Consider the following 17,907-nt stretch of genomic DNA (forward strand, 5'->3'; position numbering starts at 1 on the left):
GCCCAGTCCGACCGAGAGCACGAGGGACCTGGGCGTCGTGGCGTGATAGGCCCCCGTCGAGTGCGTGAGACGTGCGTCTCGAACTGCTTCGGAGGGGCGCCGTCTCTCCTGCACTCCCGCGCTCGTCCCACGATGTGAGAGCGCTCCCAGCAAGTTACTGACAAGGCAGTCAGTTGTGCCCTAGGCTCCCCGCACCGGCGCGACGTCGCGCCGGCGTCGGTGCGTTGCGCCGACCCCCTGTTCGAAGGAGAACACCCACCGTGACCCTCTCGACGACCATCCCCGGCGCGGGCAGACCGGCTCGTCGCGCCCGTGCCGCCGGCGCCGGCGTGGCGGCGCTCGCCGTGGCCGCGACGGGCGTGGCGCTCGGTGCGCCCGCCACGGCCGCCCCGGCCACCGATCCCGACCTCGGACCGAACGTCGTCTTCATCGACGACTCGTGGTCGGTGGACCAGATCAACACCTACCTCGCGTCGATCAACGACGAGGCGGAGTTCAGCCAGGACCGCCACGCCGTGTTCTTCGAGCCCGGCGTCTACGGCGACGCGTCCGGCGCGAACGACCCGGCGACGGCGACCGGCATCGTCAACGCGGAGGTCGGCTACTACACCGCGATCGCCGGCCTCGGCGCGCAGCCCGACGACGTGCTCATCAACGGCGCGCTGAGCGTGCAGCCGGTCGTGAGCTGCCCGAACAACCCGTGGAGCTGCCAGGACCCGGGCTCGCTCACGCGCTTCTGGCGCTCGCTGAGCAACGTCGCGATCAACCCGATCCAGCGCCCGGTCGACGAGGACGTGAACCGCCCGTTCCCGGCGGGAATCACCGACCCGCACCAGCTCCGGTTCGCGGTGTCGCAGGCCGCGCCGCTGCGCCGCGTCGACATCCAGGGCGACCTCACGGTCTTCGGCCGCTTCGGCGAGTACGCGAGCGGTGGCTACCTCGCCAACTCGCGCGTCTCGGGCCGCCTCGTGACCGGCTCGCAGCAGCAGTGGTACACGCGCAACTCCGAGGTCGGCACCTGGGACGGCGGCGTGTGGAACATGGTCTTCTCCGGCGTCGAGGGCGCCCCGGCCACGGATTTCGGACCCCGGCCCGACGGCACCGCCGGCAACAAGACGACGCTCGACACGACCCCGCTGAGCCGGGAGGCGCCGTTCCTCTTCCGTGACGGCGAGGACCTCGCCGTGTTCGTGCCGAACGCGCGGACCGAGACGCGCGGCGTCGACTGGTCGACCGACGCGGACGCGGGCCAGAAGCTGTCCCTCGACGCCTTCTTCGTCGCCCACGAGGGCGACTCGGCGGCGGAGATCAACGCGGCCCTCGCGACCGGCAAGCACCTCCTGCTCACGCCCGGCGTCTACCACCTCGACGAGGCGATCCGCGTCGAGAACCCCGACACGGTCGTGCTGGGCCTCGGCTACGCGTCGCTCGCCCCGATGTCGGGCACCGCGGCGCTGGAGATCGGCGACGTCGCGGGCGTCAAGGTCGCGGGCATCACGGTCGACGCCGGACCGGTCGAGTCGGACGTCCTCGTGCGCGTCGGTCCGGCGGACGCGCACGTGGCGGACGCCACCGACCCGACGACGCTCACCGACGTGTTCGTCCGCGTCGGCGGGCCGTGGGTCGGCAAGGCGACGACGAGCATCGAGGTCAACAGCGACCACGTGCTCATGGACCACATCTGGGCCTGGCGCGGGGACCACGGCGCCGGCATCGGGTGGGACCAGAACACGGGCGACCACGGCGTCGTCGTGAACGGCGACGACGTGACGGCCACGGGCCTGTTCGTCGAGCACTACCAGAAGAACCAGACGATCTGGAACGGCGAGCGCGGCCGCACGGTCTTCTACCAGAGCGAGATCCCCTACGACGTGCCGAGCCAGGCCGCGTTCATGGACGGCGACCGCAAGGGGTTCGCGTCGTACCGGGTGGGCGACCACGTCCGGCGGCACGACGCCGTCGGGCTGGGCGTGTACTCGTTCTTCAACCAGGGCGTGGACGTGCGCGTCGCGAGCGGCATCCAGACGCCGGTCCGCGCGGGCGTGACGTTCCGGTCGATGACGAGCGTCTTCCTCAACGGGTCGGGCGGCATCGACCACGTCGTCAACGACACGGGCGCTCCCGCCGTCGGCTCGTTCGCCTCCCCGCAGGTCGTCGCGTACCCGACCGACCTCCCCGCGGAGGCGGACGTCACGGTCGAGGCCACGACGCGCTGCCTCGCGGGCAGGGCGTACGTGGCGGTCCGGGCGGCCAACGGCGGCGAGGCACCCCTCGCGGTGACGCTCTCGACGCCGTTCGGGTCACGCACCGTCGCGAGCGTCGCCCCGGGCGCGAACGCGTACCAGTCGTTCGCGACGCGCGCGTCGTCCGTCGCCGCGGGCGAGGCGACCGTGCACGTCACGGGCACCGACCAGCCCGCGCACGACGTCACCGCGGCGTACGACGCCGTCGCGTGCGGCTGACGCGCCACCGCTGAGCGCCCGCGGTCCGTCTCCCCGGGGAGGCGGGCCGCGGGCGCGTGCCGGTACCGATTGCGGGACCCCGGGGGCTGGGCAAGGATCGGCGCGTGAGCACGGCCCACCGTCCCTCGCTCCCCCGCGCCGCCGCGGACCGTGGCGCCCGCGCGCTCCACGACCTCGTCGCGACCTGCCTCGCCCTGGCTGCCGTCGTGCTGCTCACCGGGCTCGCACTGCTCGCCCCCGCCGGGACCGCGCACGCCGTCCCCCCGGTGGACGTCGCGGGCGAGATCACGGATCCCGACGGTGTCCTGGGCAACCAGACCGCCGCGGTCCAGGACGCGCTCGACCGCCTCGCGCAGGACACCGACCTCCAGCTCTTCGTCGTGTACGTCCCGAGCTTCGACGGCATGGACGGCGTCGACTGGGCGAACGCCACCGCCAACACGTCCGGGCTCGGCGTCGACGACCTGCTCCTCGCCGTCGCGACCGAGGACCGGCGCTACGGGCTCTCCTACGACAACAACGTGTCCCTCACCGACGCCGAGCTGGACCGGATCTCCGCGGCCGCGGAGGACGAGCTGCGGGACGACGACTGGGCCGGCGCCGCGATCGCCGCGGCCGAGGTAGCGCGCGGAGCGAGCCAGGGCTCCGGGGGAGCGTCCTGGTTCTGGGTCCTGCTCGGGCTCGGCGTGCTCGTCCTCGTGGTCGTCCTGGTCGTGCGCGCGGTCGCCAGACGCCGCCGGACCACCGTTCCGGGCGGGGGTCCGGCGGAGGGTGGCCTCGCGGCCCTGCCCACCGACGAGCTCAACCGGCGCGCGAGCGCCGCCCTCGTCGCGATCGACGACGCCGTGAAGACCTCGGAGCAGGAGCTCGGCTTCGCGCAGGCGCAGTTCGGCCTCGAGGCGACACAGCAGTTCTCCGCGGCGCTCGCCGAGGGCAAGCGGAAGGTCTCCGAGGCGTTCGCGCTCCGTCAGCAGCTCGACGACGACCGCCCCGAGACCGAGCCCCAGGCCCGGGACGCGATGGCCCGCATCGTCGCGCTGTGCGACGAGGTGGCGGAGTCCCTCGACGCCCAGTCCCGCACCTTCGACGAGCTGCGCGACCTCCAGGCGCGCGCCCCACAGGTGCTCGACGAGACCGACCAGCGCGCGAGCGAGGTCCTCGCCCGCGTCGAGCCCGCGCGCGCGACCCTCGAGGGCCTCGCCCGCACGTACCCACCGACGTCGCTCGCGTCCGTCGCGCAGAACCCCGACCAGGCGCAGGCGCTCGTCGCGAACGCCCGCGAGTCCGTCGCGCGGGGTCGCGAGGCGCTCGCCGGCAAGGACCGCGCGACGGCGGTCGCGCTCGCGCGCGCCGCGCAGAACGCCGTCGGGCAGGCGGTCACGCTGCTCGACGCCGTCGACCGGGCGGGCGCGGACCTCGCCGAGTCAGGTCCGCGCCTCGACAAGGGGCTGGCCTCCATCACCTCGGACATCGCCGACGCCGGCCGGCTCGCCCCCGCGGACCCCGCCGTGGCCCCGGCCCTCGCGGAGGCGCAGGCGGCCGCGACGGCGGCGGGTGCGGCGCGCGACGGCGGCGATCCCCTCGCCGCGCTGCGGCGCCTCACCGCGGCGGAGGCTGCGCTCGACGCCGCGCTCACGCCGTTCCGCGAGCGGGCCGAGCAGGCCGCGCGCGCGAACGCGCTCCTGCGCGACACGCTCGCTCGCGTCGACGCCCAGGTCCGCGCGACGAACGACTTCATCGAGACCCGGCGCGGCGCCGTCGGGCCCGAGGCGCGCACCCGGCTCTCGGAGGCGATCCGCCTGCTCGGCGAGGCCCGCGCCCTCCAGCCGACCGACCCCGTCGCCGCGCTCGACCGCGCGCAGCAGGCCGACGCGCAGGCCCAGTCCGCCGCGCAGCGCGCCCAGCAGGACGCGTCGAGCTGGCAGTCGTCGCAGGGCGGCGGGATGTTCGGCGGTGGTGGCGGCGGGAGCAACGTCGGGGGCATGGTGCTCGGCGGCATCCTGCTCGACTCGATCCTGCGCGGCGGCGGGGGCGGCCGGTCCGGCGGCTTCGGGGGCGGGAGCTTCGGCGGCGGTTCCGGGGGCGGAGGCTTCGGCGGCGGCCGGGTGGGCGGGCGCTCCGGCGGCCGGTCGTCGGGCGGTCGCTCGGGCCGCGGCGGGCGCTTCTGACGCGGACCGCACGCACCCGCGACCAGACCGGACGAGACGGACGAACGACACCAGCAGAGCACCACCGACCAGCACGAGACGGCTCACCAGAGAGGGACGACCATGGCGGAGAAGCAGAGCATCTTCGGACGGATCGCGCAGCTCGCCCGCGCGAACATCAACGCGCTCCTGGACAACGCGGAGGACCCGCAGAAGATGCTGGACCAGCTCGTGCGCGACTACACGAACAACATCGCCGACGCCGAGCAGGCCGTCGCGCAGACCATCGGCAACCTGCGGCTCGCGGAGCAGGACTACAACGAGGACGTCGCCGCCGTGCAGGAGTGGGGCCAGAAGGCCGTCGCCGCCTCCGCGCAGGCCGACCGCTACCGGCAGCAGGGTGATACCGCCAACGCCGACAAGTTCGACAACCTCGCCAAGATCGCGCTCGGCAAGCAGATCTCCGCCGAGGGCGAGGTCCGCCAGGCCGAGCCGCTCATCGCGTCGCAGCGCGAGTCGGTCGAGAAGCTCAAGTCCGGCCTCGCGATGATGAAGGACAAGCTCGGCGAGCTGAAGTCCAAGCGCGACTCGCTCGTCGCCCGGCAGAAGAGCGCCCAGGCGCAGCAGACCGTCCAGGGCGCGATCAGCTCCATCAACGTGCTCGACCCGACGAGCGAGATCTCGCGCTACGAGGAGATCGTCCGCCGTGAGGAGGCGCAGGCGATCGGCCAGGCCGAGGTCGCGGCGTCGAGCATCGACTCCCAGTTCGCCGAGCTCGAGACGTCCGGCGAGGCCGTCGAGATCGAGGCCCGGCTCGCGGCCCTCAAGCAGGGCTCGTCACCCGCCCCGCAGGTGTCGCCCACTCAGGTCACGCCCGCGATCGAGTCCGGAACCACCACCCAGGACGCGCCCACCTCCGACTGGTGACGCCCGCGCAGGGTCGGCCGAGGTAGAGCCGTGGTCACGCGAGATAGAGCCGTGGTCACGCGAGGTAGAGCCGTGGTCACGCGAGGTAGAGCCGTGGTTCTTGTGCTCGACGGCGCGTGGTCGGCCTGGGTGGTCGGGGTGGGTGGTGGTGCCGCGTCGACCATCCGCCGCTCGTTCCTCGCGTCGCTCGCGCGTTCTCGGTCGGGATCGTCCTGCGTTCGCCGGCTCACTCCGGACGATCCCTCGTTCCGGGCCCGCCACGACGCGGCACCACCACCTACCCCGCCCGGCGTCGTCCCACCCTGGTCGCCGGGCACCCGCACGACCGCGTGGACGCTCGACGGCTGCGCCCTGACCGCGGGCGCGACCGTCGTCGTGCACGACCGGGGTTCTGCTTCGCAGACCAGAGTTCTACCTCATGCGACCACGGCTCTACCTCGCGCGACCAGAGCTCTACCTCGCGCGACCAGGGCTCTACCTCGCGCGACCAGGGCTCTACCTCGCGCGACCAGGGCTCTACCTCGCGCGACCAGGGCTCTACCTCGTGCGACCACGGCTCTACCTCGCGCGACCAGGGCTCTACCTCGCGACCGCGGTTCTCCCTCGTGGGGGGCGGCGACGTCGGGTCAGGCCGGGACGCGCTGATCGGCGGTCGCGCGGACCTCGGCGACGAACGCCTCGGCGAGACGACGACCGCCGTCGAGGATCTCCGGCGCGTGCGCGTCGAAGCCGGCCAGCGCGTCGTCGGTGTCGACGTCGTCGAACGCGTCGCACCACGCCTCGAAGCCCGCACGCGTCGCCTCGGGGTGGAACTGGACGCCGAGCGCCGAGCCGAGGCGGAACGCCTGGTAGGGGTACATGTTGGACGACCCGAGCCAGACGGCGCCGGAGGGAAGGTCGACGACGGCGTCGGCGTGCATGCTCGTCACGTACCGCACCGGCGCGTCGCCCGCGGCGGGCACCGAGAGCGCGGAGAGCACGGGGTCGGTCTCGGCGTCGGCGCGCCAGAAGACGCGGGTCGCGCCGGCCTCGCGCCCCGGAGGCGCCGCGACCTGGACCTGGCCACCACCGGCGACGGCGAGGAGCTGGGCGCCGAGGCAGATGCCGAGCGCGGGCACGCCGGTCGTCGCCGCGGCGAGCAGGGTCTCGCGCAGCGCGGGCAACCAGGGGGCGCGCTCGTCGTCGTGCGCGGACATGTGCCCGCCGAGGACGACGAGGCCGTCACCGACCTCGTCCGCCGCAGGGACGGTGTCGCCGTCGTACGGGCGCACGACCCGCAGGTCGGCGGCGAGCTGGTCGGCGTAGGCGTCGAGCGTGACGTCCGGGGAGTTCTGGACGACCGTGATCCGGACGGTTCCGGTTGCGGCCGTGGCGTCGGTGTCGTACGTGGTCACGAGGTCCGACGGTACCCACTCCGGGGTACCCCGACGCAAACACCCACGTCGTGGACATGGCAGGCGACCGCCGCGCGGATAGGCTGACCAGCATGTCCGACCTCCAGACCCCCGACGGCCGAGCACTGACGACGCCGCGCCGCACCTACCTCGTCGTCGACGGCGAGAACATCGACGCGACGCTCGGCATGAACGTCCTCGGGCACCGTCCCGCGCCGGAGGAGCGGCCACGGTGGGACCGCATCGTCGAGTTCGCGCGCCAGGCATGGGGCCAGGACGTCACGCCGCTGTTCTTCCTCAACGCGTCGTCGGGCCAGATGCCGATGTCGTTCGTGCAGGCGCTCCTCGCGATGGGCTACCGGCCGATCCCGCTCGCCGGCTCGGGCAGCGAGAAGGTCGTGGACATCGGTATCCAGCGGATGCTCGACGCGATCGTCGACCAGCCGGGCGACGTGCTGCTCGCGAGCCACGACGGGGACTTCCTGCCGCAGGTCGAGACGCTGCTCGACGACCCGGACCGCCGGGTGGGCGTGCTCGCGTTCCGCGAGTTCGTCAACGTCCGCCTCACGGAGCTCGCCGGGCGCGGGCTCGAGGTGTTCGACCTCGAGGACCACGCGGGGGCGTTCACGACCGTCCTGCCGCGCGTGCGCATCATCCCGCTCGAGGAGTTCGACCCGCTGCGCTACCTCTGACGCCCGCCGCCGCGAGCGCCGCCACTCAGGCGTGGAGCTCGCGGTACAGGGGCGTGGGGAACGACGCCGTCACGCCGTCGCCGCCCAGGAGCGCCGCGATGCGCTCGGCCTCCGCGGCGACGGCGCGCTCGGCGTCCGACCCCACGTCCTCGAGCAGGCGGAACGCCGGCTCCCCGCCCGGGCGCACGGCCCACGCCCCGACGATCCGGCCCTCCCACCAGACGGTCGCGCCGGCGTTGCCGATCGTGTCGAAGACCGCGGCCTTGTGCGGGCCGAGGTACCAGTCGCGCGCGGTCCAGCCCATCGTCGTCGGGTCGAGCGCCGGCAGGAGCGCGACGCTCCCCTCCAGCGGGACCTCGTCGCGCCCGGGCAGGTCGGTCCCGCGCAGCATCACGCCGGCCTGCGGGGCCGCGTCGTCCTGCGTGCCGGTCTCGACCTCGACCTCGACGACGTCGAGCGCCGCGAGCGCGGCGCGCGTGTCCCGCTGGTTCCAGCCCGTCCACCACGTCAGGTCCTTGACCGTCGCCGGCCCGAACACCTCGAGCCAGGACCGGGCCAGCGCCGTGCGCGCGGCCGCCTCCTCCATCGCGGGGATACCGCCGGGGAACCAGTCCTCGACGGGCGACCAGACGTGGCGGTTGGACGACCACGACCCGCGCGGCTCGCCCCGCACGACCGCGCCCTCCGCGGAGAGCAGCGCCGTGAGCTGGGACGTCATGGTGCGACGCACGTCCCACGTCTTGGCGGTGGTGGGCAGGAACGCGGTGCGCAGGAGCGGCGCGGCCTTCGACAGGCTCGCGCCGTCCATCGGTCCGTGCTCCGCGAGCGCACCGTGGACCTGGGCCTCGACGGCGGCGAGGAAGGTCGCCGCGTCGTCGACCGGCGGGTCCGTGGGCAGCGTCGCGAGCTCCTTGAGCAGGCGGGCGCGCAGCCGCCGGGCCACCGCGAGCGCCGCGGCCGCGTGCACGACGGGCACCGTCTCGCGCCGCACGACGAACATCGTGCGCCGCATGGCGAGCACCTTGACCAGGGTGCGACGCCGGAACACGGCGTCCCGGACGTCGTCGAGCACGAGGCGGGGGACGCGCGCGAGGACGGAGAGGTAGACGCTCGGGGCGTCCGTGGCGTGCAGGGCGAGCAGCCGGTCGACGACGTCCTCGGGGGTGCGAGCCGCCGGGCGTCCGGGCAGGTCCGTCGTGAGCGCGAGCTGTTGCGCGACGAGCCGCCGTCGCCTCTGGTCCACCGTGATCCGCACGCCCGCCATCCTGCCCGACGCCGCCCACGCGCACCGCGCGGAACCCGCCTCGGGAGCGGGCCACGGTGGAGCCCGTTCCCAGGCGACTCCCAGACCGCGGGAGGACACTGGGGGCATGAGCACCACGCCTGAGGCACGCCTCGTCGTCGTCGACGACGAGCCGAACATCCGCGAGCTGCTGGCCACGTCCCTGCGCTTCGCCGGGTTCGAGGTGCACGCCGCCGCGGACGGGCAGAGCGCCCTGCGGCTCGTGCGCGACGTCGAGCCCGACCTCGTCGTGCTCGACGTCATGCTGCCGGACATGGACGGGTTCACCGTCACGCGCCGCCTCCGCGAGAAGGGGCAGCACACACCCGTCGTCTTCCTCACGGCGAAGGACGACACGCGCGACAAGATCACCGGGCTCACCGTCGGCGGCGACGACTACGTCACGAAGCCGTTCAGCCTGGAGGAGGTCGTGGCGCGCATCCGCGCGGTGCTGCGCCGCACGCACGCCGAGCCCGTGGAGGACGCGGTGCTGCGCTTCGCCGACCTCGAGATGGACGAGGACTCGCACGAGGTCCGCCGGGCGGGCGTCGACATCGACCTGTCCCCCACGGAGTTCAAGCTCCTGCGCTACCTCATGCTCAACGCGGGCCGCGTGCTGTCCAAGGCGCAGATCCTCGACCACGTGTGGCAGTACGACTGGGGCGGCGACGCGAACATCGTCGAGTCGTACATCTCCTACCTGCGCCGCAAGATCGACAACCTCACGGTGCCCGGTCCCGACGGCGAGCCCGTCGCGCTCCCACCGCTCATCCACACCAAGCGTGGCGTGGGCTACCTGCTGCGCCAGCCGCCGACGACCTCATGACGTCCGGCCCCGACCGCACGACCACGGGTTCCCGACCGGTCCCACCGCCCCCTCCCCCATCCCCCGGCTCGGGCACGACGCCCGCCGACCCCGCGCCGTCGGGCACGGGCGACACGCCCGGGGCGGGGGCCCCCGGCTCACCGGGCGACGGCCCGACGGCGGAGCGCCCCTTCGGCCGTCCCGTCCCCACCGAGGGGTGGGGCTGGTTCGCGCGCGTGCCGCTGCGCGCCCGGCTCGTCGCCATCACGGTGCTCCTGCTCGCCGCGGGGCTCGGTCTGGCGTCGGCGGTGACGACGACGGTCGTGTCGAGCTATCTCGTGCGGCAGGTCGACGTGCAGCTCGAGCGGTCCGCGGCCGCGGTCGCGAACATCACGCTGAACGACCGGGCCGGCGCCGGCTCGCAGCTGCCCAGCGACTACTACGTGCTCGTCCGGCCGAAGGGCGGCGAGGAGATCCCCCTCCGGTGGCCGCAGACGGTGAACCTCTACGGCGTCCCGGACATCCCCGCGATGTCCGACCCCGAGGTCGAGGCGAGCCAGAACGAGCCCTTCACCGTGGACTCCGTCGGCGGGACCGATCCTGCCGAGTGGCGCGTCACGACGTTCTTCTTCTACGACAAGTTCAGCGGCGAGCTCGGCGGCACCGCGTTCGTCGCCCTCCCGCTCACCGGCATCCACGAGACGGTCAAGGTGCTGGGCCGCGCGCTCGCGCTCTCGGCGCTGGGGATCGCGCTCGTCGGCGGCGCCGTGGCCTACCTCGCCGTGCACCGCGCGCTGCGCCCGCTGCGCGAGATCGAGGAGACGGCGGCGGACATCGCGGCAGGTGACCTGTCGCGGCGCGTGCGCCCCGCCCCGCCGACGACCGAGGTGGGTTCCCTGGCCGCGTCGCTCAACGCGATGCTCTCCCAGATCGAGGAGGCCTTCGCGGTCCAGGAGGCGTCGGAGGAGCGGATGCGACGGTTCGTGTCCGACGCGAGCCACGAGCTGCGCACCCCGCTCGCGACGATCCGCGGCTACGGCGAGCTGTACCGGATGGGTGCGCTCGACACGCCCGACAAGGTCGACGACACGATGGGGCGCATCGAGGACTCGGCGACCCGCATGGGGACGCTCGTCAACGACCTGCTGGCGCTCGCCCGCCTCGACGAGGGCCGGCCGCTGCGGCACGAGCCCGTGGACCTCGTCTCGCTCGCGCGCGACTCCGCGCAGGACCTGCACGCGCTGGACCCGACCCGGGAGGTCCGGCTGGTAGGCCTGGGCACCGGTGCGAAGGCGCCCGCGGCGCTGCGCGTCGTCGGCGACGAGGACCGGCTGCGGCAGGTGCTCGCGAACCTCGTCGGCAACGTCGCGCGCCACACTCCCGTGGGGACTCCGGTCGAGATCGCGCTGGGCGCCGTGCGCCCCGCGACGCCACCCGACGACGCGCAGGCCGGCTCCCCCGGCACGGTCGCCGTGCTCGAGGTGCGCGACCACGGACCGGGCGTCCCCAGCGACCAGCGCGGCCGGGTGTTCGAGCGGTTCTACCGCGCGGACTCCTCGCGCAACCGGGCGTCGGGCGGCTCGGGCCTGGGCCTGGCGATCGTCGCCGCGATCGCGGGCGCGCACCGCGGTCGGGTGTCGGTGCACGAGACGCCGGGTGGTGGGCTCACCGTCCGCGTCGACCTCCCGCTCGCCTCCTGACGGCCGCGCACCCCGCCCCCCGCCCCACCTGCGGATCTGCTCCTGAGCGCACGACGCGCCGCGCGGAGGCGGCTCCCAGGTTCCCGAGGCACCTCCGAGTGCGGCTACGATGGCGGGTCGTCCCGCGAGACCTAGGCTGGTGGAGAGGCCGTGCGGCGACGCGGGGGCCTCCGCACCAGGCACCACGCCTGGTGACGACCGCCTCCGTCATCTCCTCGTGTCCGTCGAAGTGTCCGTCGAAGAAGGCGAAAGTTCATGGGCGTCTACAGCGCCGACGCACCGCAGTGGTTCCTCTCCTCGTTCGTCCGCAGCGCCCGTGGCGCCGGGGCGACCGCCCCGGACGACGAGGTCCGCGCCGTCGGGCAGGGGCTGCTCGACCGCTGGGACCAGCCGGACCGCCACTTCCACAACCTGCGCCACCTGGCCGACGTGCTCGGCCGGGTCGACGAGCTCTCCCAGGAGACGCACGACCCCGACCTGGTGCGCCTCGCGGCCTGGTACCACGGGGCGATCTTTGACGCCAAGGGCCGTGCGACGTACGCGAACAAGGGCGGCGAGGACGAGTCGGCGAGCGCCGCGCTCGCGAGCGCCGAGCTCACGAGCCTGGGGGTCCCCGAGCCGGCGGTCCGCCGCGTCGCGTACCTCGTGAACGCGCTCGTGCGGCACGCGCCGGACGCGTCGGACTTCGACTGCGCGGTGCTGTGCGACGCCGACCTCGCGATGCTCGCCGCGGAGCCGCAGCGTTACAAGGAGTACCTCAAGGACGTGCGCGACGAGTACGCGCACATCCCGAAGCCCGACTACGTGCGTGCCCGGATCGCGATCCTCACCAAGCTGCTCGACCGCCGGTCGCTCTTCTCGAGCCCGCTCGGCGCCGCGTGGGAGGAGCCCGCGCGACAGAACCTCGACGCCGAGCTCCAGCGGCTGCGCAAGGAGCAGCTCAAGCTGGCAGAGGCGTCGGCGCCGTCCACAGGCCCCGCTTCCTGATCTGTCGTCCACAGGGACGTCGCCGCGCCCGCGGCGCCCGCGGTCCCGTGGCTAGCGTCGTCGTCGCACCGGCACCCGCCGCGTGCGGGACGGCCCGCGGGCCGACGAGACGACGGAGGACGACATGAGCCGGTACGAGGTCGACAGCGCACGGGTCGCCCAGGCGAGCGCGGCGGTGAACGGGTCGGTCACGGCGATCCGGGCGGAGGTCGGGGCCATGATGCGCCACCTCACCGACCTGCAGGCGTCGTGGCGCGGCGGCGCGGCGACCTCCTTCACGGGCGTGATGACGCAGTGGCAGGCCACGCAGAACCAGGTCGAGCTCGCGCTCGACGACATCACGGCGGCGCTCGGCGCGGCCGCCCAGACGTACGCGGACGCCGAGTCCCAGGCCGCGCGGCTCTTCACGACACGCTAGGCGCGGGAGCGCCCGGTGAGCGGCGCGTCAGGCGTCGAGGTGCACGACGGCGAGCCGGTCGCCGGCGCGCACGTGGTCGCCCGGGCGCACGCGGACGTCGACGACGACACCGTCGGACGGTGCCAGGACCGGCAGCTCGAGCTTCATCGCCTCGAGCACGACCACGGGCGCGCCCTCGGCGACGCGCCGCCCCGGCGGCGCCTCCACGCGCCACACCACGCCGCCGAGCGGCGCGCGCAGCACGACGCGCGCCGGGTCGTCGGGGGCGGCCGGGTTGCGCTCGGTGTCGCGTGCGCCGGCGGACGTCGGGTCGGGGCCGCCACGCGCGGTCGCGCGTGCGGCGGACCCGACGAGCTCGCCCGCTGCTGCCCAGGCCGCCGCCTCGCGTCCGAACGCCGCTCGCCGCGCCGCGCCGATCGCGGCGATGTCGTCCGCCTCGCGGGCGAGGAGCGCGGCGTGCTCCCGGCCGGAGAAGACGCCGTCCTCGACCGGGACCTCCAGGACGCCCGCACGGGCCGCCGCGCGACGCTCGGCGAGCTCGTCCGGGTCGACCGGCTCCCACACGATCCGGTCGAAGTGCCGGAACAGCCAGGGGACGCCCGGGCGGAACGGCGGGCGCTGCGCGTGGGCCGACCAGACGGGGACGGTCCGTCCCACGAGCTGGTAGCCCCCGGGGCTCGCCATGCCGTACACGCACAGGAACGCTCCCCCGAGGCCGACGGCGTCGGACGGGGTCCAGGTGCGCGCCGGGGTGTACTTCGTGGTGAGCAGGCGGTGCCGGGGGTCGACCGGCACGGCGAGCGGCGCGCCCAGGTACACGTCCCCGAGCCCGAGCACGAGGTACTCGGCGTCCAGGACGGTGCGCCGCACGTCCTCGACGCTCGCGAGCCCGTTGGCCCGCCGGACGAAGTCGACGTTGGACGGCAGCCACGGCGCGTCGGACCGGACCCCGGCCGCGTACCGCTCGACGGCGTCCCGGATCGCGGGGTCCTCCCAGCTCAGGGGCAGCCGGAGCACGCGGCTCGGCACCTCGATCTCGTCGCTCGGCGGCAGGTCCTCCTCCAGCTCCCGCAGCAGCCCGACGAGCCGTGCCACGGGCAGCGTCTCGGGGTCGACGTGCAGGTGGAGCGTGCGGACGCCTGGTGTCACGTCGAGCACGCCCCGCGGAGCCGCGGCCTCGAGACCGGTCGCCAAGGCGTGGATGCGCAGCCGGTCGTGCAGGTCGAGCCCCGCTCCGCCGTCGTACTCGACGAGGAGCGCGTCGTCGGCGCCGCGCAGGTAGCGGACCGCGGGGTGCCGGTCGGCGCGCGGCGTCGGCCCGCCCGGGGGCCGGACGTCGTCGCCGACGAAGGCCCCGACGTCCCGGCCCCGGACGGCGCGCACCACCGTCGGGACGCGCGCCGCCGCCCGGGCCGCGTCGTCGCGACGCAGCCGGTCGGCGCCGTCGTCGTGGACGGTGACGAACCGCACGACGTCGCCCGGGCGCATCTGTCCGAGCTTCCACCGGGAGCCGGCGACGACGGCGAGCGCGCACACGAAGCCGCCGAGGCTCGGTCCGTCCGGGCCGAGCAGGATCGGCGTGTCCCCGCTGATGTTCAGCGCACCCACCGAGTACGGGTTGTCGAGCACGTTGGACGGGTGGAGCCCCGCCTCCCCGCCGTCGGGCCGCACCCACGTGAGCGGCGGCCCGGCGAGCCGCACGCCGGTCCGGTCCGCGTGCGGCAGCACCCGCCACCACGACGTCCGCAGCCGTCCGAGCGCGGCGGCGGTGAGCGCTGCGGACCGCGGCCCCGTCGTCACCGCGAGCTCCCACGAGTGCCCCATCCGGGGGCGGGCGTCGGGCGGCACCGCGCCCGCGGCACCCAGCCCAGGAGCGCTCGCCACCGGCTCGCCCGGCCGACCGGCCGTCCCGGGGCGAGGGTGCAGGGCGTCGCCCGCGACGAGCGCGCGCCCCGCCGGGCCGCCGACGGCGCCGAGGACGAAGGTCGCCGCCGACCCGAGGTATTCCGGGACGTCCAGACCACCCGCGACGAGCACGTACGTCCGCAGCCCGACGGCGTACGGCGCGCCCACGGCGAGCACGCCGCCCGCGGGGACGACGACGGGCTCCCACTGCCGCACGGGGGCCCCGTCGACCGTCACGGGCGCCGGCGCCCCCGTGACGCACACCGTCGCCTCGTGCGAGAACCGCAGGGTCGGGCCGGTGAGGGTGCACTCGAGCCCCGCCGCGCCCTCGGGGTTGCCGAGCGCGCGGTTGCCGGTGCGGAACGACAGGTCGTCCATCGGGCCCGACGGCGGGATGCCCACCCCCCAGTACCCGGTGCGTCCCGGCCAGTCCTGCACCGTCGTGAGGACGCCCGGGTCGAGCACGTCGACCCAGGGCTCCGGGTCGTGCACGGTCGCGAGCGTGGTGGTGGTTGCCGACCCTTCGACGACGGCGGGGTCGGCGAGCGCCGCGCGCAGCAGCGAGACGTTCGTGGGGACGCCGTCCACGCGCACGCCCGCGAGCGCGGCGCGCAGCCCCGCGACCGCGCGCGCGTGCGACGCCGCGTGCACGACGACCTTCGCGAGCAGCGGGTCCGCCTCGGGACCGAGCTCGTCACCCGCGCTCGCGCCGGTCTCGACGCGGACGTCGGGCCAGGACGCCGCGCGCTCGTCGAGCGGCCCCAGGTCGAACCGCGCGAGCGTGCCCGTGGCGGGCCGCCCGTGGCGCACGTCCTCGGCGTAGACGCGCGCCTGTGCCGCCGCCCCACGGACGGCGGGCCCCGACGGCGGCACGTCGTCGAGCACGGTCGTGTCGCCGAGGGCGAGGCGCAGCATCCAGGCCACAAGGTCGACGCCGGTGACCTCCTCGGTCACGGTGTGCTCGACCTGGATCCGCGGGTTCACCTCGAGGAACGTCACCTCGCCGGAGCCGACGTCGAGCAGCGCCTCCAGCGTCGCTGCCGAGCGGAGCCCGACCCGCGCCGCGAGGCGACGGGCGCCGTCGTGCAGGGTCGCACGCACGCCGGGATCGAGGCCGGGCGCGGGCGCGACCTCGACGACCTTCTGGTGGCGGCGCTGGAGCGAGCAGTCGCGGTCGCCGAGCGAGACGACCCGGCCTGCCCCGTCACCGAAGAGCTGCACCTCGAGGTGGCGTGCCCGGTCGACGTGGCGCTCGACGAACACCCGCCCGGACGATCCCGGGCGCGACGACTCCCGCCGCCACGCCGCGGCGAGCTCCGCCGCGTCGCGGCACACGTGCACGCCCGTCCCACCACCGCCACCGGCGTCCTTGAGCACGAGCGGGAAGCCGATCTCGTCCGCCCACCCGAGCGCGTCCTCCAGGCCACCGAGCACCGGCGACCCCGGCAGCACCCGCAGGCCGCACTCCTGCGCGAGCGCACGAGCGCGGGCCTTGTCGCCCAGGGCGCGGAGCTGCTCCGGGGTCGGGCCCGCGAACGCGACTCCGGCCGCCTCGACCGCCGCGGCGAAGCCCGCGTCCTCCGCGCGGAAGCCGTAGCCCGGGTGCAGGACGTCCGCGCCCGCGGTGAGTGCCGCGTCGAGGAGCCGGCGACCGTCGTCGTAGGACTCGGCGACCGCCGCCGGGCCGATCCGCACCGCGTCGTCCGCGAGCCGGACGTGCCTCGCCCCACGGTCCGCGTCGGAGTGCACGGCGACCGTGCGCAGCCCGAGCGCCCGCGCGCTGCGCAGCACGCGGCAGGCGATCTCGCCGCGGTTCGCGACGAGCAGCGTGGCGGCCATCGCCCTCCCCGGGGTAGGGGCGCGAGGCCACGCCTCGCCGTCGGACAGAACGCCCCCAGCCTAGAGCCCACCGCGCCGCGCCGAGCCCTCCCTCCTCGGCTCCCGGGCTCGCGTGATCAGGCCCGCGGCGCGAGTGGCCTACCCGGCCGCTCATGCTGGCTCCGCACGGGCACGACCCGGCCGTCCCGGCGGGTCGAGCAGTCGACGTGGGCGCGCGTCCCGCGACCCGGACACGTACAGACCACCCGCTCCGCGACGGTACCGCCTGGTGGCGGGGCGCCGGGCGAATCGGCGCCGCGGGCAGTCGCCGAAGGTGGGAACGGACCAGGGTGGGTCGACGCCGGGCGGGGTGGGTGGTGGTGCCGCGTCGTGGCGGGCCTGGAACGAGGGATCGTCCGGAGTGAGCTCGCGAACGCAGGACGATCCCGACCGAGAACACGGGAGCGACGCGAGGAACGAGCGGCGCGGATGGTAGACGCGGCACCACCACCCACCCCGACCACCCGACGTAACCACACGCCGTCGGGCACACAAACCACGGCTCTACCTCGCGCAACCACGGCTCTACCTCGGCCAACCACGGCTCTACCTCACGCAACCAGGGTTCTACCTCGGCGAACCGGCGCCGAGCGTCAGACGGCGAGGGCCATACGCGAGAGCGCGCGCGCCGCGCGTTCCATGACGACGGCGAGCGACTCTCCGACGTGCAGGTGGAGCGCGGTGCGGGCCTCGGGGAGGCGGTCGGCGAGCGCGAGCTCGAGGATCTCGATGTGCTCGTCGATGGTGATGCGGATGCGCTCGGACTCGACGAAGTCGTACATGCGCACGGCGCGCACCTTCTCGTTGACCTCGACGAGCGCCTCGGTGAGGCGCTCGTTGCCGGCTGCGCGGGACAGCACGGTGTGGAAGCGCTCGTCGAGGAGCACAAAGCTCGGGTCGGGCTCCGGCGGCGCGGCGCGGAGCTCGACCCACCGGGCGAGCTCGTCGCGCAGGGCGTCGGTGTCGTAGTGCAGCTCGGTGTTCTCGATGATGCGCTCGACGCCGCGCAGCTCGAGGGTCACGCGCAGCTCGTACAGGTCGCGCAGCTCGGCGAGGCTGGGCACGACGACGGCGTACCCGAAGTCGGTGCGCTGGATGAGCCCGTCGGACAGGAGCCGGGACAGCGCCTCGCGCACAGGCGTGCGCGACACCTCGAACCGCCGGCTCAGCTTGGGCTCGGTGAGCCGCTCGCGCGGGTCCACCCGACCGTTGAGGATCTCGGCGCGCAACCGCGTGTAGACGGCGTCGCGCAACGAGGTCGTGGCGGGTTCCGGCGCGGTCACGATGTCCATGCGGGGTCTCCTGGTCGT

At 74.8% G+C, this 17,907-nt stretch carries 12 protein-coding genes; 8 read left to right on the top strand and 4 right to left on the bottom strand.

Features of this window, described 5'->3' with window-relative positions; all coding sequences use genetic code 11:
- Nucleotides 1–260 precede the first annotated feature (260 nt).
- From AC6CH9_RS18885 to AC6CH9_RS18895, 3 genes are all read left to right on the top strand, one after another.
- Nucleotides 261–2,462: a pectate lyase-like domain-containing protein gene (locus tag AC6CH9_RS18885; RefSeq protein ID WP_498156272.1), complete on the top strand. Its 2,202-nt coding sequence runs from the start codon at nucleotides 261–263 to the stop codon at nucleotides 2,460–2,462.
- 104 nt (nucleotides 2,463–2,566) lie between these two features.
- Nucleotides 2,567–4,630, top strand: a complete 2,064-nt coding sequence (locus AC6CH9_RS18890) for a TPM domain-containing protein (protein WP_498156273.1) — start codon at nucleotides 2,567–2,569, stop codon at nucleotides 4,628–4,630.
- A gap of 102 nt (nucleotides 4,631–4,732) precedes the next feature.
- Nucleotides 4,733–5,536: a PspA/IM30 family protein gene (locus AC6CH9_RS18895; protein ID WP_498156274.1), complete on the top strand. Its 804-nt coding sequence runs from the start codon at nucleotides 4,733–4,735 to the stop codon at nucleotides 5,534–5,536.
- A gap of 626 nt (nucleotides 5,537–6,162) precedes the next feature.
- Here AC6CH9_RS18895 and AC6CH9_RS18900 read toward each other — a convergent pair.
- A complete protein-coding gene (locus tag AC6CH9_RS18900; RefSeq protein ID WP_498156275.1) occupies nucleotides 6,163–6,930 on the bottom strand; it encodes a type 1 glutamine amidotransferase in 768 nt (255 codons plus the stop codon).
- 92 nt (nucleotides 6,931–7,022) lie between these two features.
- Between AC6CH9_RS18900 and AC6CH9_RS18905 the strand changes: the two genes are divergently transcribed.
- A complete protein-coding gene (locus tag AC6CH9_RS18905; protein WP_498156276.1) occupies nucleotides 7,023–7,622 on the top strand; it encodes an NYN domain-containing protein in 600 nt (199 codons plus the stop codon).
- 25 nt (nucleotides 7,623–7,647) lie between these two features.
- Here AC6CH9_RS18905 and AC6CH9_RS18910 read toward each other — a convergent pair whose 3' ends face one another.
- Nucleotides 7,648–8,877 carry a winged helix DNA-binding domain-containing protein gene (locus AC6CH9_RS18910; protein ID WP_498156277.1) on the bottom strand — a complete coding sequence of 410 codons (1,230 nt, stop codon included), beginning with the start codon at nucleotides 8,875–8,877 and terminating at the stop codon, nucleotides 7,648–7,650.
- Between the two features lie 115 nt (nucleotides 8,878–8,992).
- Here AC6CH9_RS18910 and AC6CH9_RS18915 point away from each other — a divergent pair, with 115 nt between their 5' ends.
- The 4 genes from AC6CH9_RS18915 to AC6CH9_RS18930 all read left to right on the top strand — a co-directional run bounded on the left by AC6CH9_RS18915 (nucleotide 8,993) and on the right by AC6CH9_RS18930 (nucleotide 12,814).
- Nucleotides 8,993–9,730, top strand: a complete 738-nt coding sequence (locus AC6CH9_RS18915) for a response regulator transcription factor (protein WP_389280214.1) — start codon at nucleotides 8,993–8,995, stop codon at nucleotides 9,728–9,730.
- On the top strand, nucleotides 9,727–11,409 hold the full coding sequence (locus AC6CH9_RS18920) for a sensor histidine kinase (RefSeq protein WP_498156278.1): 1,683 nt from the start codon (nucleotides 9,727–9,729) through the stop codon (nucleotides 11,407–11,409). The genes AC6CH9_RS18915 and AC6CH9_RS18920 overlap by 4 nt, the downstream gene beginning before the upstream one ends.
- 255 nt (nucleotides 11,410–11,664) lie before the next feature.
- A complete protein-coding gene (locus AC6CH9_RS18925; protein WP_498156279.1) occupies nucleotides 11,665–12,396 on the top strand; it encodes an HD domain-containing protein in 732 nt (243 codons plus the stop codon).
- Nucleotides 12,397–12,520: 124 nt separating this feature from the next.
- The gene (locus AC6CH9_RS18930) at nucleotides 12,521–12,814 is read left to right on the top strand and encodes a WXG100 family type VII secretion target (RefSeq protein ID WP_498156280.1); all 294 of its coding nucleotides are present in this window, start codon (nucleotides 12,521–12,523) and stop codon (nucleotides 12,812–12,814) included.
- Between the two features lie 27 nt (nucleotides 12,815–12,841).
- Here the strand turns inward: AC6CH9_RS18930 and uca are convergent, their stop codons facing one another.
- Together uca and AC6CH9_RS18940 are read right to left on the bottom strand one after the other, a co-directional pair.
- Complete coding sequence (uca, locus tag AC6CH9_RS18935; protein WP_498156281.1) at nucleotides 12,842–16,558, bottom strand: urea carboxylase; 3,717 nt, start codon at nucleotides 16,556–16,558, stop codon at nucleotides 12,842–12,844.
- A 632-nt stretch (nucleotides 16,559–17,190) separates the two neighbouring features.
- On the bottom strand, nucleotides 17,191–17,889 hold the full coding sequence (locus AC6CH9_RS18940; protein ID WP_498156282.1) for a GntR family transcriptional regulator: 699 nt from the start codon (nucleotides 17,887–17,889) through the stop codon (nucleotides 17,191–17,193).
- Nucleotides 17,890–17,907: the final 18 nt, after the last annotated feature.

It is taken from the genome of Cellulosimicrobium sp. GQ32 (genome assembly GCF_059758455.1).